The sequence below is a fragment of the Streptomyces lanatus genome (genome assembly GCF_014655715.1).
Classification (GTDB): Bacteria; Actinomycetota; Actinomycetes; order Streptomycetales; family Streptomycetaceae; genus Streptomyces; species Streptomyces lanatus.
The window spans coordinates 403811-426618 of the sequence record NZ_BNBM01000004.1 but is presented as its reverse complement, the minus strand read 5'-3'; the positions used below and the strand labels follow the sequence as shown (position 1 = coordinate 426618).

Below are 22808 nucleotides of genomic sequence, written 5' to 3'. Positions count from 1 at the left end.
GATGCCTAAGCGAGGCACACGGCCAGGACACCGACGGCCAGGGCGCAGATCAGCAGCCAACCGGCCAGCAGTCTGCGCCGCAGGTCGCGGTAGATCGCCTCGTACTCGTCCCGCAAGGTCCCGGCACGCTCCTCAGTGCGCTGCCAGGAGACGCGGGCGAGTGCGAGGTACTCCGCCTCGAACCGCCTCTCCACCTCGTCCCGCTGGGCATCCGTCAGCCAGTGCAGCGGCGCGCTGAAACGCACGGCGGCCGTACGCCCGTCCTCACGGGTCGCGGCGAGCAGCAGATGCCCCTCGATGTCGCTGAGGAACTCGTCGGTGAGGCTCACAGAGCGGTCAACTCCTTCTGCCGCTCCGGGGCGTGATGCAGATCGAACGCCGGGGATTCGGACCGGATCTGCGGCAGTCTGAGGAAGTTGTGACGGGGTGGCGGGCAGGAAGTCGCCCACTCCAGCGAGCGGCCGTAGCCCCACGGGTCGTCGACCTCGACCTTCTCGCCGTATTTCGCGGTCTTCCAGATGTTGTAGAAGAACGGCAGGAACGACGCGCCCAGCACGAACGAGAAGACCGTCGACAGCGTGTTGAGCGTCGTCAGCCCCTCCACCGCCAGATAGTCCGGAATCCGGCGCTGCATTCCGTTCACCCCCAGCCAGTGCTGGACGAGGAACGTGCCGTGGAAGCCGATGAACAGCGTCCAGAAGGTCATCTTGCCGAGCCGCTCGTCCAGCATCCTGCCGGTGAACTTGGGCCACCAGAAGTGGAAGCCGGAGAACATCGCGAAGACGACCGTGCCGAAGATGACGTAATGGAAGTGAGCGACCACGAAATAGCTGTCCGAGGTCGGGAAGTCCAGTGGCGGTGAGGCCAGCATGACCCCGGTGAGGCCGCCGAAGACGAAGGTGATCAGGAATCCGAAGGACCAGAGCATGGGGGTCTCGAAGGAGAGCGAGCCCTTCCACATCGTTCCGATCCAGTTGAAGAACTTCACGCCGGTCGGTACGGCGATGAGGAACGTCATGAAGGAGAAGAACGGGAGCAATACGCCTCCGGTGACGTACATGTGGTGGGCCCACACCGTCACGGACAGGCCGGCGATGGCGATGGTCGCCGCGATCAGACCCATGTAGCCGAACATCGGCTTGCGGGAGAAGACCGGGATGACCTCACTGATGATGCCGAAGAACGGCAGCGCGATGATGTACACCTCCGGGTGGCCGAAGAACCAGAAGAGGTGCTGCCACAGCAAGGCTCCGCCATTCGCCGCGTCGAAGACGTGCGCACCGAATTTCCGGTCCGCTTCGAGGGCGAACAGCGCCGCCGCCAACACAGGAAACGCCAACAGGACCAATACAGCGGTCAGCAGCACGTTCCACACGAAGATCGGCATGCGGAACATGGTCATGCCCGGCGCGCGCATGCAGATGATGGTGGTGATGAAATTGACCGCGCCGAGGATCGTGCCGAAGCCGGAAAAGGCCAGACCCATGATCCACATGTCCGCGCCGATCCCGGGCGAGCGGACCGCGTCCGACAGTGGGGAATAGGCGAACCAGCCGAAGTCGGCCGCGCCGTCCGGCGTGAGGAAGCCGCCGACCGCGATCAGCGAGCCGAACAGGTACAGCCAGTAGGCGAACATGTTCAGCCGGGGGAAGGCCACGTCCGGCGCGCCGATCTGCAGCGGCATGATCCAGTTCGCGAAGCCGGCGAACAGCGGCGTCGCGAACATCAGCAGCATGATCGTGCCGTGCATCGTGAACGCCTGGTTGAACTGCTCGTTCGACATGATCTGCAGACCCGGCCGGGCGAGTTCGGCGCGCATCAGCAGCGCCATCACACCGCCGATCACGAAGAACGCGAACGACGTGACCAGATAGAGCGTGCCGATGGTCTTGTGGTCCGTGGTGGTCAGCCACTGGACGGCCTTGAAGTCTTTGATCCTCTTCACGCCCCGCCTGTGTCCGCGCCCCGCCCACACGTCACACTCGACCGACGCGACGAGAATCACGGAAAGGGGTGTGACTATCCGGCCGGTGCCGGACACGAACGGAACATGAGCAACGACGAGACCTTCGCCGCTGCCTATCGCGAGCACTACTGGGCGGTCAGCCGCTATGTCGCGCGGCGACTGGACGGGCGTACGAGTGAGGTCGAGGAAGTGGTGGCGGAGGTGTTCACCGTCGCCTGGCGCCGCCGGGCCGACCTCCCGGACGCCCCGCTGCCCTGGCTGTACGGCGTGGCACGCAACTGCCTCGCGAACGCGGTACGCGGCTTCGGACGCCGGCGGCGGCTGGTGGACCGGCTGGGCAACGACGACGCCGCGCACGGCCGGCACCTGGTGGACAGCCCGGACGCGGAGGCCCCCGGCGCCTGGGTGCACGAGGCGCTGGCCCGGCTGTCGGCGGCCGACCAGGAGGTGCTGCGGCTGACGGCTTGGGAGGAACTCGGCGTCGAGGAACTCGCCGTCGCCCTCGGCTGCGGCACACGCGCCGCGTCGATGCGGCTGCACCGCGCCCGCCGCAGGCTGAGAGCCGAGATCGACCGTGTGAGCCCGACGACCGCGCCCAAGGAACGAAGCCATGGCTGACGAACTCGAACTGTTGCGCCGAGCCAACCCCGTACCGGTCGACGGCCCGCACTACGGCGACGGCCCACTGGACCACACCGCCGAACGGCATCTCGACCTGCTGCTGCACGAGCACCGCCCGCCCGCTCCCCGCCGCCGCACCCGGCTGGCCTGGGGTCTCGCGGCCTCCGCCGTCGTCGCCGCGCTCGTCTCGGCACTGCTGTTCACCGGCCAGACCACCGCCCCCGCGGTCGCCGCGCCCCGCCCGCTGGTCGTGCGGGCCGAGTCCACGCCCGTATCCATGGCACGGCTGGCCGAGCGCGCCGAGCAGGCGGCTTCGCAGGGCTCGCCCGAGCTGCGCAAGGGCACGCACGTGCAGTCCTGGAGCCTCGCGATGAGCGACCAGGACCCGCCGATCACGCTCCCGCAGGAGAGGATCGTGCGCTGGAACTCCGACGACAGCCACACCGAGCTCGTCGTGGCGACCGACCCGCGTCACCCCGGCCGGCCGGTCCTCACCGACGAGGGCGGCGCACCGCGCCTGGTCGACGACGGCCATGTCCTCAACAGGCGGACGTACCCGCCGAGTTGGAGCGACGCCCCGCCCGAGTCCCCGCCACCGCACGACCCCGAGGCTCTGCACGACTACCTGGAGGAGGCCGAGCGCGCCTTCCTCGCGGACCATTCCCAGCCCCTGTCCACCGCCGAACTCCTCGACGCCACCGAGATCCTGCTCGACCACTGGACGCTCGGCCCCCGCGAGTCCGCCGCGCTGGCCCGGCTGCTGGCGGACGCCGAAGGGCTGCGGCCCGTCGGTCGGGTCACGGACCGGCTGGGCCGGCATGGACAGGCGTATGTGTACGACGGTGAGGACAGCCGACGCATGCTGATCATGAACCCCGCCGACGGTTCCGTCCTGGGACTGGAACAGACCTTCACCCGGGACGATCCCCGGTACGGCGTGACAGCAGGCGACGTGATGACATACAGCGCCTGGATGCGCTGACCGGCGGAGGCGGCCGTTTCCGTGACATGGCGCCGGAGACCAATCGACCCGCCACGGCGATCGGCCAGGCCCGCCGAGGCCGGACCGGACGGGTCCGGCCCGCCGCCGCGCGTGCCCTGAAGGTCCAGGTCAGCCGGGCCGAGACCTGGACCTTCGGCCATGTCCTCCCTACTCGTCCCATGCCTCGATGATGATCTGCCGGGAGATCTTGCCGTCGCGCAGCGTGATCATCGACTCCGACATCACACGCACGCCGTCCGCGTACTCACAGGACTCGCTGTAGGCCGCCTGGTCGCCCTGGACCACGCATCCCTCCAGCTTGTGCGTCATGTCGCGGTTGTACACGTCGGTGAGCATGTCGGAGATCTGGTTGCGGCCGGTCAGCACCTTGGGGTGGCTCGGCTGCGCGTTGCGGTTCACGAGGCGGATCTCCGCGTCGTCCGTGTACAGCGAGAGAAGCGTGTCCGGGCTCTGCCCTTCTACCGCCCGGCGCAGTGTGTCGGTATTGAACGACGGGGTTGCGGTGGTGCCCATGGTGACCTCCTACGAGGCCCGCGGCAGGACGAGGGGCGGCCGCGAGGGCCTCACCTCCGAGAGTCCTCCGCACCGGGGGGCTCGGCAAGCGCTGCGATGCGCTGGGCCTGACGGGTGAGGGGCACCGGTCGGCCGTGTCCGGGGGCGGGCCGACCGCGTTGCCGTAAACATGATCTCAACACGACGTATCGCCGCCGCCGTTGGTCTCGCGGCCGGTATCACCGGCCTCGCCGCTCCCCTGGCGAGCGCGGCTCCGGTGGTCGCCCCGAAGAACGCCGGAACGCTCAACCCCGTGGCCACCCTGGACTCGCTCGCGACGACCGGAGTGCCCGCGGACCGCAGGGCTGAGATGCCGCGTCCCTCCGAGCAGCTGGCACGGATCGAGCAGCTCAAGGAGCTGGCCCGGACGCAGCGGCCGCAGGAGGCGAAGGCCCTCGACACCCCGGTCACCCGGATGCTGCCCGGCGCCCTCAAGTTCTGAGACGCCGCACATCCGCACCCCAAGGGCCGTCCGCTCACGCGGGCGGCCCTTCGCATGTGCCTAGAGTGACGTGCTGTCTACCCAGCGGTGCGGCCTACCAAGCGGTGCTGTCTACTCAGCGGTTCCCAGGAAGTGGAAGCCGGGCCTCGGGTGCATCAGGAAGTCGTGGTGGGAGATGTTCCACGCATACGCCCCGGCCAGCGCGAACGCCACCCGGTCCCCGGCCCGCAGCCCGGCCGCCGGCACCTCCCGGGCCAGGACGTCCTTCGGGGTGCACAGCTGTCCCGCCAGCGTGACCCGCCCGCCCTCGGCACCCGGCCGTGGCCAGGGGTGGGGCCAGTCGTCCACCGGAAGGACCGAACACGGCTGGTCGTGGCCCTTGGTCGCCGGGGTCCGCAGATGATGCGTGCCGCCCCGCACGACGGCGAACTCCTCGCCGTGGCTGTGCTTCACATCGAGCACCTCGGTGGCGTACCAGCCGCAGTACGCCGTGAGCGCCCGGCCCGGCTCGATGCGCAGGGTCAGGGTCGGGTGCCGTTCGAGGAGCCGTGCGAGCCCGGTGCCGTAGGACTTCCAGTCGAAGCGGCGCTCCGGGGCGCCGTAGTCGACATGCATACCGCCGCCGACGTTCACCTCGGCGAGCCCGACGCCCAGGCCCGTCGCCCACGAGACGACGGTCTCGGCCACCGCGACCTGTTCGGCCGCTTCCAGTCCGCTCGCCAAGTGGGCGTGGATTCCGCGTAGTTCGAGCTGGGGGTAGGTGCCGTCGGCCAGTTGCCGGATCACCGGCTCGGCCCGCACCGGATCCATGCCGAACGGGGTCGGACGCCCGCCCATCGCGAGCGCACTGCCCGCCAACGAGCCGTCGGCCACCGGCAGATTGACCCGTGGCAGCACCGCGACCCGCCGCCCCGGCGCCACCAGCCGCGCCAGCTCGGCCAGCATGCGCAGCTCGTACTCGCTCTCCACATGGAAGCGCTCGACCCCCAGCTCCAGCGCGGCCGTCACCTCGTCCGGCGTCTTGCCGGGACCGCCGAAGGCGAGCGGCCGTCCCGGTGCGGCCCCCGCGACATGGGCGAGTTCGCCGCCCGAGGAGACCTCGTACCCGTCGACGTACGGGCCGAGCGCGCCGAGGATCTCCGGCTCCGGGTTGGCCTTGGCGGCGTAGTACAGCTCGACCCGCTCCGGGAGAGCGTCCCGCACGGTGGCGGCGTGGGCGCGCAGGGCTGCCAAGTCATAGATGTACGCGGGGAGTTCGGTCGGGGCGAGGGACAGAATACGGTCGTGGACCAACGGCGTCATCGGGTGGCACCCCCGGTCCTGTCGCGCAGGATGTCCTCGGCGAGCGGTGACGGCAGCCGGACGTAGCCCGCCTCCCGGTCGGCCTTGCGCTCCCAGCGGGTGAGGAGGTTGGCCTTGGCGGGCAGTGGCACCCCGGCGAGGAGGGCGGCGAGGCGGGGCGGGCAGCCCTGGTCCTCGGCGTAGGCCCGGAGCGTGTCGCGGACCCGGGTCCAGAGTGCGGCCTCCGCCTGCGGGTGCAGGTCGGCGAGGGCGGCGAGCAGCTCGGCGACATGGTTGACCAGCAGGCAGTACACGACCCGGTCCCAGCCGCGCTGCGCGTCGTACGTCATCGGACCCGCCACGTCCGGCGGCAGCGCGCCGAGGGTGTCCTCGTGGTGGTCGGGGACCAGCTTGGTGCCCTCCAGGTCGCGGAAGAGGACCTGGGCGGGCCGGCCGTCGCCGTCGACGCAGATCAGCACGTTCTGGAGGTGCGGCTCCAGGACCAGGCCGTGGTCGAAGTAGGCGGACAGGACGGGTGGGAGGAGGAGGTCGAGGTAGGTCGACCACCAGTCGAGGGCCGCCTGTTCGTCCGCTCCGGCGAGGAGGCGGGACAGGTGGGCGGCGCCGGTCGGGTACTCGTCGGCGACGGCGGCGGCGAGCAGGGGAGTGGTGCCCGGGGCGAGCCGGCTCGGCAGACCCTCGCGGACGATCACGCCGAAGCCCTCGAACAGCGCGCGGTCCGGGGTGCCGTCCGGGCCGGGCAGGGCGAGCGTGCGGTAGGCGGGCTCGCGGAGCATGTCGCTGCCCGGGAAGCGCTCCGCCAGGTCGGCGAAGGCGGGGGCCAGCGCGCGGGTGAGGGCGACCGCGCCGGACAGCTCGTAACTGCTGTTCTTGCGCAGGCAGTTGGTGATCCGCACATTGAGGCTGAACTTCAGGAAGGTCTCCCCGTCGTACAGCGTGCGCACCGACGCGGTGGCGGCGAACGGCTGACCGCCGGGGCCCAGGTCGAGGACGTCGCCCCGATCGAGGGCGGCGCGCAGCAGCGGGTGCTCGCGGAGCGTCTCGTACTGCCAGGGGTGGGCGGGGAGGAGTCGGTAGCCGTCCGGGACGTCCGTGCGCTGCCGGTCGAGCGGGGCGAGCGACGCCGGGTCGGCGTGCTCCTCGGCGATCAGGTGGTCGCGTACGGCGAGGTGCCGCAGCGGGAAGGACGCGCCGACCTCGGGGGCGTAGGCGGACCAGGCGCGCGGATCGCCCGTGCGGGCCTTCGGGGTGGGGTGGAAGCGGTGGCCGAACAGCAGGGACTGCTCTGAGGAGAGATAGGCGTCCGCGACTTTCGTCGCGCGCGGGGCGGCCAGGGCCGTCGCGACGGCGTCGTGGCTGGAGACGATCTGCTCCAGGAACTCCTCGTTGCGCACGCCCGTCCGCAGCCACAGCTCGTCGTGCGTGTACTCGGCGAGGCGCCGCCAGTCCACCTCCGCCCAGTCGCCGTCGCGTTGCTCGCTCACCGGCCCGGTGAACCGGTGCGCCCCGATGAGCGACGTACGGCGCAGGGCGACGCGCAGCAGGACGCCGCGGCGGGGCAGGCGCAGCAGCAGCCGGCCGTCGGTGACGACGCTCTGGTGCTCGGGCCCGGAGACCTCGCGCAGCAGGCAGTTGAGCAGGGTGTGGGCCACGACCTCGTCGGCGGTGGGCAGTTCGGCGGAGACGACCGGGGCAGTGCCCTGCTCGGGGAGCGAGTCGGTCAGGGAGGGCATCAACGGCTCCAGCGGGTGCGCAGGTGCGGTGTGGGGAGAACGATGGCCGTGACAGCGGCGGCGGCACCGCCGATCAGTACGGGTGCGGCCGGTCCGAAGCGGGCACTGCCCGCCGCCGCGGCCACGCCGGCGGCGACCGCGCCGGCCTTGGAGAAGAACTCGAGCGAACCGAACAGCCCGCCGGGCGCCCGGCCCTTGGCGCAGTCGGCGGCCAGCACCGACAGACACACGAGCCCGAGCGTGAGCCCCGCGCCCAGCAGCAGCCGTACGGCGATCAGGGCGGTCAGGGACCCGGCGATCCCGTGTCCGGCGAGCCCGAGCGCGATGCAGGTGAAGCCGAGCGCGAGCCCGCCGCGCGGACGGTCCCGGAAGGCGGCGTGCACGGGCAGCGCCGCCAGCAGGTAGCACACGTGGGGCAGCGCGAACAGGACTCCGGACAGCGCCGGGGAGGTGCCCGGGAGGCGGTCGTCGACGAGCGCGATGAGGTAGGGGAAGGAGATGACGGTGGAGAACACGAAGGCGAACTCCAGGACGTAGAGGGTCTTCAGGGAGACGATCGGCGGGGCGGCGTCGACCGCCTCGGGTATGCGCTCCGCCTCCCGCGCGCGCTCGGGTTCAGGCAGCGCAGCGAGCAACAGGGCCGCCGTCAGCGGCAGTACGGCGAGCAGGGCGTACTGGCGGTGCGGCGACAGCCAGCCCGACAGCGAGCCGACCACGATCGGCGCGGCGACCAGCGCGGCCCGCGCACTGCCCTGCATCAGCGTGAGCGCCTTTGACAGCGCCGGTCCCTGGAGGGTCGCGCCCAGATAGCCGTTGGACGCGGCGAACGTGCCGCCCAGGATGCCCTGCAGCACCAGCGCCACGGTGAAGGTGGTCAGGGAGTCGGCCCAGCCCGCGAGCAGGAAGGACACGGCGAGCCCCAACTGGGCGCGCAGCAGCAGCCGTTTTCTCCCGTACCGGTCGGCGAGCCGCCCCCACAGCGGGGCGCCGAGCGCGCCGAACACCGTCGGCACCACATACAGCACCCCCGCCCAGCGGGCACCCCGGTCACCCAGCTCCGGCAGGATCTCGGTGAGATACGGCGGCAGCCCCAGCGCGGCGAACGACGCCACGAAGTAGCAGCCGGCCACAGCGTGCACCTGACCCCGCGCGGACGCCGGCATCCGCAGCGCCTCGGCGCTCATACCGAACCTCCCGAAGGGAGAAGGTAGTTGGGGCCGGTCGTGTAGTGCTTGTTGATGTCCGCCGCGCCCGAACGCTCCTTGGACAGCAGCGTCCCGGCCGACACCATCGCCTTCACCGGCAGCCCAGCCGCCTCCAGCACCCGGGCCCGCAGCACGTGCGCCGCGTCGCCGCCCAGCCGGTCGATGGCCTCCGTCAGCCGCCGCCGTACGAGATCCAGCAGGTCACGGCGATACCGGGGGAGCCCGAACGCGTAGGCGCCCGCGCACAGATGGACCGTGATCGTGGTGAACACGTCGGCGACCGGACCGTCGTCCGTGCCGAAGATCCGGGCGTCGTCGAAGCCCCACGGCCCCGGGAGCACGGCGTCGAGCCGCTCGCTGTTGATGCGCGGCCCGTCGTTGTCCTTGAACAGCAGTCGCAGACCGTCCGGGCGCAGCACCAGCGAGATGTTCTGCTGGTGGGACTCCAACGCGATGCCGTGACCGAACAGGGTCGTCTGCCAGTCGAAGAGCAGGGTGAGGGCCGCGTCCAGCAGAGCGAGCGGGTCGCCGCCGTAGAAGCGGTCGGCGAGGTCGTCCAGGACCAGCCGCCCGTCGGGGGCCTGCGCGAGCAGCGCGGCCATCGGCACGACCACGGCGTCGTCGAGGCCGGCGGGGTAGCGGCGGCAGAGGACGGCGAGCAGCTCGTGCCCGGCGTGCGCGTAGGTCGTCTCGTCGGCGTGCAGGATCAGGTCCTTGAACCGGGGCTCCCGGTCGATCACCGCCTCCACCAGCCGCTGCCCGGCCGCACCGTCGGCGAGGGTGCCCGGCTTGATGGTCCGCTTGTTGCGCAGGCCCAACGTGGCGGTGGCTAGGGGAAGTTTGAGGTGCAGGGAGGGGTCGGCGACCGTCGCCACGGTGCGCATGGAGAGGGTGGGTACGACGTCGAGGTGGGGTTGGTCGGTGAGTGCTGTGCCCGGGGGGAGGGCGTCGACGGTCAGCGGATGGACCGGCAGCATGACGTGGGTGCCGTGCCCGTCCGTGGGCCAGAGGTCCGGCAGTGTGCCTTCCACGGTGACCGCTTCCCGGGGCACGGCGACCCAGCGGAGGGCGAACCGCGGATGGAACTCCGGTGCGTACGCCCGCAGTTGCTTCTCGTCCAGGCCCGAGCGGCCGCGCGCCGTCGGATAGACGGGGTGGTCGAGCCGGGCGGCGAGAGTGTCGTACGCCAGGCTCGCGGCCAGGCCCGTCCCCGGCGTGCTCAGCCCTTCCACGACCTCGGCCCGCGTCGCCGCGTGCAGCCGCATCGTCTCCAGCGTCTGACGGCACTCCTCGGCGAAGGCGTCGAAACCGTCCCGGTCCTCGGGTTCGGCGAGCGCGCGCAGGGCGGCGAGGACGGTGTCGTACGACGAGAGTTCGGCACCGTCGGACTCGCGGAGGAGGAGCGGGAGCCGGGCGGCGTACGCGGACTGGTAGCCGTCCTCGGCGACGGGCAGCAGCAGGGCGTCGCCGTCCGCCACCGGGAGCCGTAGCCAGTCCCCGTCAGGCCGCCTCTCATGTGTGGAACGGCTGCGCAGCCCGACCACGTCCTCGCGCAGCAACGCGCTCAGCACGCGCGTCAGCAGTTCCGTCTCGCAGGAGTCGGTCACGGTCGTCGGCGCGGTCACGGCTGGATCTCCCAGCGCCGCTCCGCCAGGAAGTCAGCCACCGCCCGGTCCACCGCCGGCTGGTCGTTGCCGGTGGCGCGCAGGACGCCGAGGTAGTCCCGGTTGGTGCGGTACAGCTCGTGCCGCTCGCCGACCGCGCGCAGCGGACGGTACGTCAGATGGACGCCGTCGATGTCGAGGTCGGCGGCGGTGGGGGCGCCGACGAGGGTGCCGGCGCGGTCGGCGCACGGGTACTCCAGCCGCGCCGCGCCGTCGCGACGGGCCGCGAGATCGTCCGGGAGGGGCTCGCCCAGGTGGGTGCGCAGGATGTGCTCGAAGAGCGGGATCTCCAGCAGCCGGGCCAGCAGCAGGTCGCACTGGTCGCCGATGGCGCGGTAGTTGACCTCGATGATCCGCGCCCGCCCGTCGTGCACCACGAACTCCGTGTGACAGGCACCGAACCCGACACCCAGCGCGTCGAGCTGCGTCAGCACCTGATCGACGACCGGCTCGGGGTGGGCGGGGACGAAGGTGAGGCGCTCCTCGATGAAGTACGGCGGCGGTGACAGCTCGGTGTGGAAGCCGCCCAGCACATGGCGGAGGTCGCCGTCGCCGAGGGTCTCCAGGGTGAACAGGTCGCCCGGCAGATACTCCTCGACCACCAGGGTGGCACCCGGGCGGCGCTCCAGGATCTCCTTGGTGTGCGCCACGAGTTCCTCCGGGCCGTCGACGAGGACGACGTCCTCGCTGGCCACGCCCTCGCGCGGTTTGACGACACACGGGTACGGCGCGTCGGCGGGCGCGACCGGTTCGGTCAGCTCGGCCGACCACACGGTGTCCACACCGGCCGCGGCGAGCCGGCGGCGCATCTCGGCCTTGTCCTTGCAGCGCAGGGTGGCACGCCAGTCCTTGCCGGAGAGGTCGAAGTAGGCGGCGGCGAGGGCGGCCTGGGTCTGGAGGTGGTCGCTGTTGGTGAAGACGGCGTCGGGGGAGTGGTGGGTGGAGATGCGGGTGATCACGGCCCGGAAATCGCGCACGTCGCACTCCAGGACCTCGATGTCCGGGTGGGTGCCGCGATGGGCGTCGGGCTGGTCGGTGAGGACGGTGACGTCCAGACCGAGCCGGGACGCGGCGGGCAGGAAGCCCTCGGTCACCGAATCGGTCGGATTGAGGGCGAGCAGGTACAGGCGCATGGCTGAGAGACAACTCCCGCTGGCAGGTGGGGGGTTGGGCGCGGGCCGTTGGTACGGCCCGCGCCCGGAGGAGTGAGCGGGAGCTACTTCGCCGGGAGTGCCACGCCCGTGGCCTTCGCGACGTCCTTGAGCATCTCCTCGGCGGCCTGGACACCGATGCCGGACATCCACGTCTCGTCCGGCACCTCGAAGACCTTGCCGTCCTTCACGGCCGGGAGGTCCTTCCACACCGGGTTGGAGACGACCTGCTGCTTCTGCGTCTTGTCCTCGGCGTCGGCGGCGGTGACGAAGATCAGGTCGGCGTCGGCCTGGTCGATCTGCTCCGGGCTGACGTCCTTCATCGTGACCTCGGGGTCACTGGAGACCTGGGACTTCGGGCGCTGGAAGCCGATGTCGTCGAGTACGACGCCGCTGTAGGAGTTGGACTGGTAGAGGCGGGTCGGACCGGCGATGAAGCGGACCACGGACACGGTCGGCATCTTGCCGCCGTCCTTCTTCTTCACGGCCTCACCGAGCGCCTTGGCCTGCGTCTCGTACTCCTTGAGCTTGGCCGCGGCCTCCTTCTCCAGACCCAGCGCCTCGGCGTGGACCTTGAGGTTCTCCTTCCAGACACCGCCGGTGGTCTCGGTGAACACGGTCGGGGCGATCGCACTGAGCTTGTCGTAGACCTTCTCGTGACGGACCTTGGAGGAAAGGATCAGATCGGGCTTCAGGGAGGCGATCTTCTCCAGATTCGGCTCGAGCAGCGGCCCGACATCGACGGTGTCCTTGAGCTCACCGTCCAGATACGTCGGAAAACCGCCCTCGGTCTTGAAGTGCGGGGCGACCGCGCCGACCGGGTCGATGCCGAGCAGGGTGACGTCGTCCAGCTCACCGGTGTCGAGCACGACGACCCGCTTCGGCTGCGAGGGGACCTTGACGTCGCCCATCACGGTCTTGAGGGTGCGCGGGAAGGCGGAGCTGCCCTTGGCCGCGTTCGCCGTGTCGCTCTCCTTCGCGGAGTCCTCGCCACCGCAGGCGGCCAGCACGGCCGTACCGAGCACGACGGCGAGGAACACGGCGATCAGCCGGCCGATTCCGCGCAGGGGGGATCGCTTGAACATGAGGGTTCTTTCTGTGAGTGGGGAGTGCTGAAAGCGCTCAGGCGGTCGCGGCTGATCGCCGCACCGCGCCGGCTTTCGGGACGACCAGCGGGGTGCCGGTCTCCGGGTCGGGGATCACCCGGCAGTCCACATCGAACACGGACTTCACCAGCTCCGCGTCGAGTACGTCCGCCGGGGCGCCGGCGGCGGCGAGGCGGCCGTCCTTGAGGACGACCATGTGGTCCGCGTAGCGGGCGGCCTGACCGAGGTCGTGCAGCACCATCACCACGGTGCGGCCCGCCTCGGCGTGCAGAGCGGCCACCAGGTCGAGAACGTCGAGCTGGTGCCGCAGGTCCAGGAAGGTGGTGGGCTCGTCGAGCAGCAGCAGCTCGGTGTCCTGCGCCAACGCCAGCGCGATCCAGGCGCGTTGCCGTTGCCCGCCGGACAGCTGGTCGACGGGCTGGTCGCGGAGGGAAGCGGTGCCGGTGCGCTCCAGTGCCTCGTCGACCGCCTTCTGGTCGGCCGCCGACCAAGGGCTCAGCAGCCGCTGATGCGGATACCGGCCGAGCCGCACCAACGCCTCGACGGTGACCGCCTCCGGCGTGACCGGCTGCTGCGGCAGCAGACCCATACGGAGGGCCAGTGCCCTCGCGGACATACGGTGGATGTCGGCACCGTCGAGCATGACGGTCCCGGAGGCCGGGGCGAGGAGTCGGCTCAGTCCCCTCAACAGGGTCGACTTCCCGCAGGCGTTGGGCCCGACGATGGCGGTGACGGCACCACCGGGGAGTGTCAGATCGAGCCCGCCGACGATGGTCCGGTCGCCGTAGCGGAGGTCGAGGCCTTCGGTGGAGAGCTGGTTGGGGGTGGCGGGCATGTGCGGCTCCTGAAGGCCGGGGGAGTGTTCATCAGATCGGGTGAGCGGATCGCCCTTCAGGGGCGCGGGGCTGTATTGGACATGCGGCTTCCGCCGTGCGGGCGCGACCAGCCACGACGGCGCCGCGGACGAACGACTGCCCATCCCGGCACCCCCAGTGGAACGCTTCGTCATCCGCGCCCCCTCTGAACAGGCGAGCTCTGCCGCAACATCAACACCAGAAGCCAAGGCGCCCCGAGCGTCGCGGTGACCGCCCCCACCGGCAGCCCCTCGATCGGCAACAGGTGCTGCACCACCAAGTCGGAGGCCAGCAACAGCACGGCCCCCGTGACCCCGGCCAACACCAGCGAAGCAACCGTCGGCGGCCCGGTCAGGAACCGCACGACATGCGGCACGGCAAGCGCAACGAACGTCACGGGCCCGGCAAGCGCCGCAGCCAGCGAGGCCAACACCACGGCGAGAACAAGCAGTTGAAGCCGAGCAGCGGACGTACGCAACCCCAGCGCCCCCGCCGAATCGTCCCCGAGGTCGAGCACGGCCAGCCGCCGATGCATGAGAAGCGCGGCGCCCAGCGCCAGCACCATCGCGCCGCCCGCTCCCCACACCTCGGTCCAGGTCCGCCCGTACACAGACCCCGCGGTCCACTGCAACGCCGACCCGGCGAGCTCCGCAGGAAACCGCACGATCATCAGGTTCACGGCAGCGGCGAGCCCCGCCTGCACGGCAAGCCCGGTGAGCACAAGCCGCGTGACCGCAAGCCCCGAGCCCCAGGCGAACACACCCAGCAGCAGGGCCGCGAGCAGCCCACCCCCGAGCGCCCCGAGGGGGATCAGCGCCTGCGAGGCCCCCGCGGCGATCAACGCGACGGCGCCCAGGGACGCCCCGCCGGTGATGCCCATGACGTCGGGCGACGCCAGCGGATTGCGGAACAGGCGTTGCAGTACACACCCCGCCGCCCCCAGCCCCGCCCCGGCGACGATCGCCGCCACCGCCCGAGGCGCCCGGAACTGCTGCACCACGAGCACGTCCCCCGAATCCCCGAGCCCGACCAGCGCACGCAGCGCCGTACCGGCCGGCAGCGGGATCTCACCCGTCGTCAAGGACAGGGTGAGCAGCACGAACAGCAGGACCAGACCGATGGCCCCGAAGAGCAGCACCCGGCGCCGGACTCGCACGCGGGAGGCGGACTTGGTCCGCACGGACACGACGGCGGCGCTCATCGGCCCACCCTCCGAGCCAGCAGGGCCAGCAGGGGCGCGCCGAGGAACGCGGTCACGATGCCGACCTCCAACTCCGAGGGACGGATGACCAGTCGGCCGAGCACATCGGCAGAGAGCAGCAGCAGCGGACCGGCGATCAGACAGCCCGGCACCAGCAGCCGGTGGTCGCCGCCGAGCAGCGGCCGTACGAGATGGGGCGCGGCCAGTCCGACGAAGGCGACCGGACCGGCCACCGCGACCGCCGAACCGGCGAGCAGGACGACCGCGACACCCCCGGCCAGCCGGATCCGGGCCACCGGCACACCGAGCGCCTGCGCCGCATCGTCGCCCAGGGCCAGGGCGTTGAGGGCGGGGGCGACGGCCAGCGCGACGACCAGGCCGAGCAGCAGGGTCGGCAGGACCGGCCACAGTACGTCGAGGGTGCGCCCGGAGAGGGATCCCGCGAGCCAGAAGCGGGCCTCGTCCAGGGTGCGCTGGTTCAGCAGCATCACCGCCGACGTCCAGGACAGCAGGACGAGTTGGAGCACCGTGCCGCCCAGCGCGAGCCGTACGGCGTCGATGTCCCCGGCGCGACGGGCCAGCGCCTGGGCGAACAGGGCGGCACCGGCCGCGCCGGCGAACGCGAACCACACGTACTGGGCAGGGCTGTTGAGCTTCAGCGCGAAGATGGCGACGACGACCGCGAAACCGGCGCCCGCGTTGATGCCGAGCGTCGTCGGCGAGGCGAGCGGATTGCGGGTGATGCCCTGGGCGACCGCTCCGGCGACCCCGAGCGCGGCGCCGACCGCGAGCCCGATGACGGTTCTCGGCAGGCGCAGCCCGGTCACCACGAGGGCTTCGCGGCCGTGAGCGTTGCCGAACAGCGCGTCGGCCACCGTGCCCAGCGGCACGGAGCGGGCGCCCAGCGCGAGGCTCAGCGCGGCGCAGAGCACGAGGGCGGCGAGGCCGGTGAGGAAGAGCGGTACATGCCTGAGGGCACGGAAGGGCACGCCGGTGGGCGCGCCCCGTTGGGTCGCAGTCACAAGCGGTGAGCTTAGGTTAGGCTTGCTTTATATTTCAATTGCTGTGTGATCACTGTGATGTGCGCGATAGTCGATCACTCGCAACTGCCCTACCTGGCGTTCTCCGCTTGATCGCTATTGTAAGGTAAGCCTTACCTGTTCGGCTTTCGTTGGAACCCCGCACTGGAGTACCGATGCCCGTGCCCTCGACCTCCCCGCCTGTCGGCGCCGTCGCGCACACGCTCGGTGACGTCTATGGCCGGCTCACCGACCTGTGCGGAGTGCTGTCGGTGCGGGTCGCCGAGGACGCGCAGACGGGCGTGTCGGCGGCGGAGCTGGTGAAGGACGAGTCCGTGCTCGACGCCTTCGTGTCGGCGGAGGCGGCCCGCATTCACGATCGCTACGGCGTGTTTCCGCGCCGAGACGTGGCTGCCTCGCGCGCCCTGCACGACTACGCCTGGTCGGTCTCGCTCCTGATGAGCGGCGCCTGGTACCTCGAACAGCGCGTCCCCCGGATCCTCCCCGAGGATCTGCGCCTCGACCTCACCACGGCCGAGTTCACCATCACACCCGGCAGCGACCTGGCCTGCCTGCCCGACGACCCGGCGGCCCGCCTCCCCGGCGTACTGACGGTCCCTCACGAGCAGGCCCTGGAAGCCGAGTTGCGAGCGGCCGTCGCCGACCACATGGCCCCTCTCCTGGACGCGATCGGCCCGACCGCCCGCCGCCGCTCACGCGCACTGTGGGGCATGGTCAGCGACGACCTGGTCTCCGGCATCTGGTACCTCGGCCGGATGCTGGACCGCGAGGACGACGCGGTGAGGGCGGCGAGCCGGTTGTTGCCGACGGCTGTTTCCCCGTATCCAAGTGGCGCCGACTTCCGCCATCTGACAACGGACGACGGCCGCCAACACCCGACCCGCACCCGGGCCGGCTGCTGCATGTACTACACGATCCGCCCCGACGAGGCGTGCGCGACGTGTCCCCGCACCTGCGACACGGAACGCCTGCGCAGGCTCCAAGCCTGAAACGGGCCGGGCACTTACCCGGCGGTCGCCAAGAACTGCGTCGCCGCCAACTCCGCATACAACGGATCCCCGGCCACCAGCTCCCGATGCGTACCCACCGCCCGCACCCGCCCCGCATCCATCACCACGATCCGATCAGCCATCGTGACCGTGGACAGCCGATGCGCGACGACGAGAACCGTGGTCGTACGAGCGACATCGGCGACCGTGTCCCGCAGCGCCGCCTCATTCACCGCGTCCAACTGCGAGGTCGCCTCGTCGAGCAGCAGCAGCCGTGGCCGCCGCAACAACGCCCGCGCGATGGCGACCCGCTGCCGCTCACCTCCCGACAACTTCGTGCCCCGATGCCCGACAAGCGTCTCCAGCCCCTCCGGCAGCCGCGCGACCAGCCCGTCCAGCCGGGTCGTCTTCAACACCCGCGTCACGGCCTCCTCATCGGCGTCAGGATTGCCGAGCAGCAGATTGGCCCGCAGGGACCCGGACAGCACCGGAGCATCCTGCTCGACATACCCGATCGCGGAACGGAGCTGAGGCAGCTCCCAGTCGGCGAGGTCACGCCCGTCGAGCGTGATGACGCCGCTCTCGGGGTCGTAGAACCGCTCGATCAGCGAGAACACGGTCGTCTTGCCGGCGCCCGACGGCCCCACGAACGCCGTCATGCCCTGCGCGGGCACGGCGAACGTCACCCCGTGATGGACGTACGGCAGCTCCTCGGTGTACCGGAACCGCACATCCTCGAAGGCCAGCGCGGCGGGCTCCGCCCCGGTCGTGGGCAACGGCGCGGGTTGTGCGGCCGGTTCGGAGGGGAGCCGTAGTGCCTCCTGGATGCGGGCGAGCGCCGCGGAGCCCGTCTGGTACTGGGTGATCGCGCCGACGACCTGTTGGATCGGCGACATCAGATAGAAGACGTACAGCAGGAACGCCACCAGCGTGCCGATGTCGATCGCGCCGGTCGCCACCCGTGCACCGCCCACCGCGAGCACCGTGATGAAGGCGATCTGCATGGCGAGCCCGGCCGTGTTGCCCGCCGCGGCCGACCACTTGGCGGCCCGCACGCTCTGCCGCCAGGACTCCTCGGCGGCCTCGTGCAGAGTCCGCTCCTCCCGGTGCTCAGCCCCGGACGCCTTCACGGTGCGCAGCGCGCCCAGGATCCGTTCCAGCGAGGCCCCCATCACTCCGACCGCGTCCTGGGCCTGCCTGCTGGCCTTGTTGATGTGCGGCACGATCACCCCGAGGACCGTACCGGCGCACAGGATCACGGCGAGCGTGACCGCGAGCAGCACGGGATCCACCAGGCCCATCATCACCACCGTCGCCACCAGCGTGAGCCCGCCCGTGCCGAGGCCCACCAGCGAGTCGGTCGTGACCTCCCGCAGCAGCGTCGTGTCGGAGGTGATGCGCGCCATCAGATCGCCCGGCTCGCTGCGGTCCACGGCGGTGATGCGCAGCCGCAGCAGATACGACGACAGTGCGCGCCGCGCGCCGAGCACCACGGACTCGGCGGTGCGCCGCAGGACGTACGAACCCAGCGCGCCGAGCGCCGCGTTCGCGACCACCAGCGCCGACATGATCAACAGCGCCCCGGTGATGGCGCGGTCGTGCGACAGGTCGTCGATCAACTCCCTTGCCACCAGCGGCAGAAGCAGCCCCGTGGCGCCCGTGACCAGCGACAGCACGGCACCCGCCAGCAGGGTCCACCGGTGCGGGCGCACGTAGCCCAGGAGCAGCCGCCAGGTGGAGGGGGTGGCTGGGGTCTCTGCGATGCTCACGGGGCTCCTCGGAGTCGTACGGAGCATTCAGGCTACGTCGGCTTCGTTCCGCCAGGCCTGCGGGTTTCCAGCGACCGACAGCGCCACGGGCGGCTCGCCGGTCCCGGGCGAGCAGCGTCCAGTCATGGTGAGCATCGCGCGGGCCCGGACGGTGAGGGCGGCGAGGTACGCGTCGTGCGGCGGAAGCGCCAGCAGGCGCACCGTCAGTTTCCAGGTCGCCGCCCGGACCGACGCGGCATGCGGAGGGATTCGAACTGGACCGGGAAGGACTTGACGGCGTCGTCCTCGTCGAACCCGGCCCCCCGGACTGTCCGCCTGGCAGGTCGCCGAGACCCTTGTCCATGTGCCGCACCGGTTGCTGCCGCTGGGCGGCGGGGACGGCCTGGACGAGGAGGGGCTGGCTGGGGCGGAGTGTGCGGGACTTCTTGAGGTGAGGGGGCGCCGGGATGCCGCTAGGCCCTCTATGCCCCCTGCGCCCCCTGCGCCCGTTCGGCCAGGGCCGCCAGTGTCGCGTCGAGGTCGGCGGGGCGTGGGCGGTTGTGCGGCAGCTTCGACAGTATCGCCGCCATTCCGCAGGTGTTGGTGAGCGCCGAGAAGACGAGGCCGCCCGCGATACCGGCGGAGAGCAACTGCCAGGCCGGATGCAGGAGTCCGAGCCCCAGGCCGACCAGAACGATCGAGCCCGCCGTGAACCGCACCTGGCGCTCCATGGACCAGGTGCTGCGCGGGGCGGACGCCGGGCGGTGCAGTTCGTGGCCGCGTTCCGCCCAGCCCTGGGTGCCGCCGGTCAGGGTCATGGCCGGTATGCCGTGCTCGGTGAGCAGCTTGCAGGCGTTCTCGGAACGGGCCCCGGAGGCGCAGACGATCAGCAGCTCGCCGCCCGGTCGCTCGGCGAGCGTGGGCAGGGCGCGGCCGAGCCGGTCCAGGGGGATGTTGAGGGCGCCGGGAAGATGACCGGCGGCGTACTCACCGGGGGTGCGGACGTCGATGACGGTCAGGGCGGGCAGTCGGGTGCGGGCGCCGTCGATGTCGAGGGCGCGCGGGGCCAGGGGAGAAGACATGGGGAATGAGATCCTTTCCGGGGAGGGGTAAAATACCCCCAAGGGTATGTAGAGGAGAGTGATCGTGGAGCTTCAGTTCGAGGGCGATGACCTCAAGTCGGTGCTCAACCGGCTGCGCCGGGCGCAGGGGCAGATCTCCGGTGTGATCAAGATGATCGAGGAGGGCCGCGACTGCGAGGACGTGGTCACCCAGCTCGCCGCCGCCTCGCGTGCCCTCGACCGGGCCGGCTTCGCGATCATCGCGACGGGGTTGCAGCAGTGCATCGCCGACCCCGAGCGGGGCCGGGACAACGGGGAGACGTCGGAGCAGATGAAGGCCCGGCTGGAGAAGCTGTTCCTGTCGCTGGCGTAGGTGCGGGACGGGCGCGTGGCGTGCGTCCCGCGTGCGGGCGTCATGTCATGGCGTCCGCCAGCATGAACAGGGCCACCGCGAGCAGGGCCCAGGCGAAGATCTGCCGCAGTCTGTCGCCGGAGACCTTCGTGGCGAGCCGCTTGCCGTCCCAGGCGCCGAGCACGGCGGCCGCCGCGAACGGGGCCACGGCGAGCCAGTCGATCCGCGCATCGGAGCCGGCTCTCGCGGCCAGCGCGGCCAGTGAGTTGACCGTGATGACCAGCAGACTGGTCCCCACGGCGGCCCGCATCCGCAGACCCACCACGCTCACCAGTGCCGGTACGGCGAGGAAGCCGCCGCCCACTCCGAGCACTCCGGTAACCGCGCCGAGTCCCGCCCCGGCCCGGGCGACCTGCCAGGGCCGCACCGGCACCTCCTCGTGCCGTACGGACGCCGACGGCCGCAGCATCCGCAGTGCGGCGACAGCGGCGATCACCGCGAACGCGCCGGTGAGCAGCCTGTCCGACAGCCACCCGGACACCACGCCACCGACCGCCGCGGGCACGAGCCCCGCCGCCGCGAACACGGCCCCGCCCCGCCAGCGCACCGTGCCCGCACGGGCGTGCGCGGCGAGCGCGGTGGCGGAGGTCAAAGCGACCACGACCAGGCTCGCCGTCGCCGCGGCGGCCGGAGTGAAACCGAGCAGATAGATCAACGCCGGCACGGCCAGCACACTCCCACCCCCACCCAACGCCCCCAGCGCGAGCCCGGTGACACCACCGGCCATGAGGCCGAGGAGAAGGGCGGTCATGAGAGGGCTCCGGGTTCCCGGCCCGGGACGCCTCGCGCGGCAGATGCGGTGATGAGCGAGGGTGAGTCTGCGGGGTGGTGGTAGGGGCCGCGCCCCTTCAGGGGCCCGGCGTGGTGGTGGTCGGAGTCACCTGCGGCGAGGTGGACGGTGTCACTCGGCACCGGGCGCCCCGGACTCCGCCGCCACGCGGGACTCCGGCTCGGCCACCACGGGAAGCCCGGCCTCCGTCCAGGCACCCATCCCGCCGATCACGTCCACGACCTCGACACCGCGTGCCGAGAGCAGGGCCGCGGCCTCGCGGGAGCGCTTGCCTGAGCGGCAGATGGCGACGACCGGGCGGGCCTGTGCGGAGTCGGGGAGGGACGCGCCGGCGGTCAGGGCGGAGAGGGGAGCAAGGACGGCGCCGGGGGCGTGGCCCTCGGCCCACTCCAGCGCCTCACGGACGTCCACGAGGACCGCGCCCGACCCGGCCCGCTCCTGCGCCTCGGCCGGTGTGACACGGGCCATCGGGAGCCCGGCCGTGCGGGCCGCGTCGAAGGAGTCGTCGACGGCGACGACATCGCGTCCCGCCGCGTCGAGCAGCGAGGCGGCGATCGCGGCCCGCATGCCGCCGGCACAGTGCACCCAGACGGTGCCGTCCGGAATCTCGGAGAGACGGTCGCGCAGCTGGTGGAGCGGGATGTGGACCGACCCCTTGATGTGGTCGGCCTGGCGCTCCGAGTCGCGCCGTACGTCGAGCGTCACGACATCCTTCCGCGCCGCCAGGTCGGCGAACGTGCCGCGCGGGAACGAACGCGGGCGCTCGCCCGGCCGTACCCAGTCCGCCACGGAGCCCGTGGCCACCGCGGCCGGCCGGTCGATGCCGACGCGGACCAGTTCGCGCTGGGCGTCGGCGAGCTGCGCGGGCGTCTCGGCGAGCAGGGTCACCGGCTTGCCCCAGGGCAGCAGCCAGGCGAGGTAGGTGGCCAGCTGGCCCTCGGCCTCGAAGTTCACCGCGCCGGAGACGTGTCCCTCGGCGAACGCGACCCGATGCCGCAGATCCACCACCCACTCCCCGGCGGCCAGTCGCGCCGCGATCTCCTCGGCGTCGGCCGGACGGGGCGGCGTCAGATCCACCGAAGCCGGGCCCTGTGTGTTGGCCGGCCCCATGTGGGCGTAGTACGCGGGTACGTCGTCGAGACCGGCGAGCAGCTCGGCGACGAACGTCTCGACATCCTTGACGAGCGCCGCGTTGACCTGCCGCTCACGGCCGATCGTGGTCTCCGCGCCACCGTCCGCCCGCGTCGCCGAACAGAAACTGCCGAAGCCGTGCGTGGGCAGCACCGCCGTCTCGTCCGGCAGCTCCGCCGCCAGCCGCCGCGCCGACTCGTACTGCGCCCGCGCCAGCCGCCCGGTCAGCCCCGGTTCCACCAGGTCAGGCCGCCCGACCGTGCCGATCAGCAGGGAGCCGCCGGTGAACACGGCCACGGCGTGTCCGGCCTCCTCCAGCACATACGACGTGTGATGTGGGGTGTGTCCGGGAGTGGCCAGGGCGCGCAGAACCAGGTTGTCCTCGATGCGCGTACGGTCCCCGTCGGCGACCGGCACCCGCTCGTAGGCGACCCGTGCCGCGGCCGGGACGAGATAGGCGGCGCCGGTGAGCCGTGCCAGTTCGAGGCCGCCGGTCACATAGTCGTTGTGGATGTGTGTCTCCACCACATGTGTGATGCGCACACCCCGCCGTGCGGCGGCCGTGATCACCCGGTCGATGTCGCGCGGCGGATCGACCACCACGGCGCTGTGCGCCCCGCCCGCCAGATAGCCGCGGTTGCCCAGCCCTGACACGTCGATGGTGTCGACGAAGTACACGGCAGCACTCCTCTCCTGTTCTGGTGAAGCCCGAAGCCCGAAGCCCGAAGCCCGAAGCCCGAAGCTCGTGCCGTCCCGGAGGAAATTACCCCCGGGGGTATATGGCCCACCTTAGCAGGGTACCCCCGGGGGTATTCAGGGTGCGTGGCCGGATGCGGA

21 protein-coding genes are annotated in these 22808 nt (G+C 71.4%); 5 read left to right on the top strand and 16 right to left on the bottom strand.

Translation table 11 applies throughout. The annotated features are described in order from the left end of the window. Window positions 1–5 precede the first annotated feature (5 nt). The gene (locus IE325_RS13885; protein ID WP_190070143.1) at window positions 6–329 is read right to left on the bottom strand and encodes a hypothetical protein; all 324 of its coding nucleotides are present in this window, start codon (window positions 327–329) and stop codon (window positions 6–8) included. Next, on the bottom strand, window positions 326–1945 hold the full coding sequence (ctaD, locus tag IE325_RS13880; protein ID WP_190070142.1) for an aa3-type cytochrome oxidase subunit I: 1620 nt from the start codon (window positions 1943–1945) through the stop codon (window positions 326–328). The genes IE325_RS13885 and ctaD overlap by 4 nt, the downstream gene beginning before the upstream one ends. Window positions 1946–2050: 105 nt before the next feature. Between ctaD and IE325_RS13875 the strand changes: the two genes are divergently transcribed. Beyond that, entirely contained in the window at window positions 2051–2584 is a 534-nt protein-coding gene (locus IE325_RS13875) for an RNA polymerase sigma factor (protein WP_190070141.1), read from the top strand. After that, window positions 2577–3569: a CU044_5270 family protein gene (locus tag IE325_RS13870; RefSeq protein ID WP_190070140.1), complete on the top strand. Its 993-nt coding sequence runs from the start codon at window positions 2577–2579 to the stop codon at window positions 3567–3569. Before IE325_RS13875 ends, IE325_RS13870 begins: the two co-directional genes overlap by 8 nt. Before the next feature lie 168 nt (window positions 3570–3737). On the opposite strand, the gene IE325_RS13865 is transcribed toward IE325_RS13870, so the two are convergent. Further along, window positions 3738–4103 carry a nuclear transport factor 2 family protein gene (locus tag IE325_RS13865; RefSeq protein ID WP_190070139.1) on the bottom strand — a complete coding sequence of 122 codons (366 nt, stop codon included), beginning with the start codon at window positions 4101–4103 and terminating at the stop codon, window positions 3738–3740. A gap of 169 nt (window positions 4104–4272) precedes the next feature. On the opposite strand from IE325_RS13865, the gene IE325_RS13860 reads away from it, so the two are divergent. Continuing rightward, window positions 4273–4584 (top strand): hypothetical protein, encoded by a 312-nt coding sequence (locus IE325_RS13860; protein ID WP_190070138.1) that lies wholly within the window; start codon window positions 4273–4275, stop codon window positions 4582–4584. Window positions 4585–4695: 111 nt separating this feature from the next. On the opposite strand, the gene IE325_RS13855 is transcribed toward IE325_RS13860, so the two are convergent. The 9 genes from IE325_RS13855 to IE325_RS13815 form a co-directional block, all read right to left on the bottom strand. After that, a complete protein-coding gene (locus IE325_RS13855; RefSeq protein WP_190070137.1) occupies window positions 4696–5886 on the bottom strand; it encodes a type III PLP-dependent enzyme in 1191 nt (396 codons plus the stop codon). Beyond that, the gene (locus IE325_RS13850; RefSeq protein ID WP_190070136.1) at window positions 5883–7619 is read right to left on the bottom strand and encodes an IucA/IucC family protein; all 1737 of its coding nucleotides are present in this window, start codon (window positions 7617–7619) and stop codon (window positions 5883–5885) included. The genes IE325_RS13855 and IE325_RS13850 overlap by 4 nt, the downstream gene beginning before the upstream one ends. Beyond that, a complete protein-coding gene (locus IE325_RS13845) occupies window positions 7619–8803 on the bottom strand; it encodes an MFS transporter (RefSeq protein ID WP_190070135.1) in 1185 nt (394 codons plus the stop codon). The genes IE325_RS13850 and IE325_RS13845 overlap by 1 nt, the downstream gene beginning before the upstream one ends. After that, entirely contained in the window at window positions 8800–10449 is a 1650-nt protein-coding gene (locus tag IE325_RS13840) for an IucA/IucC family protein (RefSeq protein WP_190070134.1), read from the bottom strand. Before IE325_RS13840 ends, IE325_RS13845 begins: the two co-directional genes overlap by 4 nt. Beyond that, window positions 10446–11621, bottom strand: coding sequence for an ATP-grasp domain-containing protein (locus tag IE325_RS13835; protein ID WP_190070133.1), 1176 nt, complete (start codon window positions 11619–11621; stop codon window positions 10446–10448). The genes IE325_RS13840 and IE325_RS13835 overlap by 4 nt, the downstream gene beginning before the upstream one ends. An 83-nt stretch (window positions 11622–11704) precedes the next feature. Further along, the gene (locus IE325_RS13830) at window positions 11705–12724 is read right to left on the bottom strand and encodes an ABC transporter substrate-binding protein (RefSeq protein WP_190070132.1); all 1020 of its coding nucleotides are present in this window, start codon (window positions 12722–12724) and stop codon (window positions 11705–11707) included. A gap of 37 nt (window positions 12725–12761) precedes the next feature. Next, complete coding sequence (locus tag IE325_RS13825; protein WP_190070131.1) at window positions 12762–13580, bottom strand: ABC transporter ATP-binding protein; 819 nt, start codon at window positions 13578–13580, stop codon at window positions 12762–12764. 170 nt (window positions 13581–13750) lie between these two features. Further along, complete coding sequence (locus IE325_RS13820; protein ID WP_190070130.1) at window positions 13751–14800, bottom strand: FecCD family ABC transporter permease; 1050 nt, start codon at window positions 14798–14800, stop codon at window positions 13751–13753. Beyond that, window positions 14797–15789: a FecCD family ABC transporter permease gene (locus IE325_RS13815; RefSeq protein WP_190070350.1), complete on the bottom strand. Its 993-nt coding sequence runs from the start codon at window positions 15787–15789 to the stop codon at window positions 14797–14799. The genes IE325_RS13820 and IE325_RS13815 overlap by 4 nt, the downstream gene beginning before the upstream one ends. A gap of 206 nt (window positions 15790–15995) precedes the next feature. Between IE325_RS13815 and IE325_RS13810 the strand changes: the two genes are divergently transcribed. Next, complete coding sequence (locus IE325_RS13810) at window positions 15996–16829, top strand: (2Fe-2S)-binding protein (protein WP_190070129.1); 834 nt, start codon at window positions 15996–15998, stop codon at window positions 16827–16829. Between the two features lie 14 nt (window positions 16830–16843). Here the strand turns inward: IE325_RS13810 and IE325_RS13805 are convergent, their stop codons facing one another. Continuing rightward, a complete protein-coding gene (locus IE325_RS13805) occupies window positions 16844–18598 on the bottom strand; it encodes an ABC transporter ATP-binding protein (protein ID WP_190070128.1) in 1755 nt (584 codons plus the stop codon). A 461-nt stretch (window positions 18599–19059) separates the two neighbouring features. Beyond that, the gene (locus IE325_RS13800) at window positions 19060–19659 is read right to left on the bottom strand and encodes a rhodanese-like domain-containing protein (protein WP_190070127.1); all 600 of its coding nucleotides are present in this window, start codon (window positions 19657–19659) and stop codon (window positions 19060–19062) included. A gap of 64 nt (window positions 19660–19723) precedes the next feature. Here IE325_RS13800 and IE325_RS13795 point away from each other — a divergent pair, with 64 nt between their 5' ends. Then, a complete protein-coding gene (locus IE325_RS13795; RefSeq protein ID WP_190070126.1) occupies window positions 19724–20011 on the top strand; it encodes a metal-sensitive transcriptional regulator in 288 nt (95 codons plus the stop codon). Window positions 20012–20051: 40 nt separating this feature from the next. On the opposite strand, the gene IE325_RS13790 is transcribed toward IE325_RS13795, so the two are convergent. Further along, on the bottom strand, window positions 20052–20801 hold the full coding sequence (locus IE325_RS13790; RefSeq protein WP_190070125.1) for a sulfite exporter TauE/SafE family protein: 750 nt from the start codon (window positions 20799–20801) through the stop codon (window positions 20052–20054). Between the two features lie 150 nt (window positions 20802–20951). Continuing rightward, complete coding sequence (locus IE325_RS13785; protein WP_190070124.1) at window positions 20952–22649, bottom strand: MBL fold metallo-hydrolase; 1698 nt, start codon at window positions 22647–22649, stop codon at window positions 20952–20954. Window positions 22650–22808 lie beyond the last annotated feature (159 nt).

Coding starts and splice junctions, on each gene's coding strand:
- IE325_RS13875 (WP_190070141.1), top strand. CDS start 2,051: ATGAGCAACGACGAGACCTTCGCCGCTGCCTATCGCGAGCACTACTGG.
- IE325_RS13870 (WP_190070140.1), top strand. CDS start 2,577: ATGGCTGACGAACTCGAACTGTTGCGCCGAGCCAACCCCGTACCGGTC.
- IE325_RS13865 (WP_190070139.1), bottom strand. CDS start 4,103: ATGGGCACCACCGCAACCCCGTCGTTCAATACCGACACACTGCGCCGG.
- IE325_RS13860 (WP_190070138.1), top strand. CDS start 4,273: ATGATCTCAACACGACGTATCGCCGCCGCCGTTGGTCTCGCGGCCGGT.
- IE325_RS13855 (WP_190070137.1), bottom strand. CDS start 5,886: ATGACGCCGTTGGTCCACGACCGTATTCTGTCCCTCGCCCCGACCGAA.
- IE325_RS13850 (WP_190070136.1), bottom strand. CDS start 7,619: ATGCCCTCCCTGACCGACTCGCTCCCCGAGCAGGGCACTGCCCCGGTC.
- IE325_RS13845 (WP_190070135.1), bottom strand. CDS start 8,803: ATGAGCGCCGAGGCGCTGCGGATGCCGGCGTCCGCGCGGGGTCAGGTG.
- IE325_RS13835 (WP_190070133.1), bottom strand. CDS start 11,621: ATGCGCCTGTACCTGCTCGCCCTCAATCCGACCGATTCGGTGACCGAG.
- IE325_RS13830 (WP_190070132.1), bottom strand. CDS start 12,724: ATGTTCAAGCGATCCCCCCTGCGCGGAATCGGCCGGCTGATCGCCGTG.
- IE325_RS13825 (WP_190070131.1), bottom strand. CDS start 13,580: ATGCCCGCCACCCCCAACCAGCTCTCCACCGAAGGCCTCGACCTCCGC.
- IE325_RS13820 (WP_190070130.1), bottom strand. CDS start 14,800: ATGAGCGCCGCCGTCGTGTCCGTGCGGACCAAGTCCGCCTCCCGCGTG.
- IE325_RS13810 (WP_190070129.1), top strand. CDS start 15,996: ATGCCCGTGCCCTCGACCTCCCCGCCTGTCGGCGCCGTCGCGCACACG.
- IE325_RS13800 (WP_190070127.1), bottom strand. CDS start 19,659: ATGTCTTCTCCCCTGGCCCCGCGCGCCCTCGACATCGACGGCGCCCGC.
- IE325_RS13790 (WP_190070125.1), bottom strand. CDS start 20,801: ATGACCGCCCTTCTCCTCGGCCTCATGGCCGGTGGTGTCACCGGGCTC.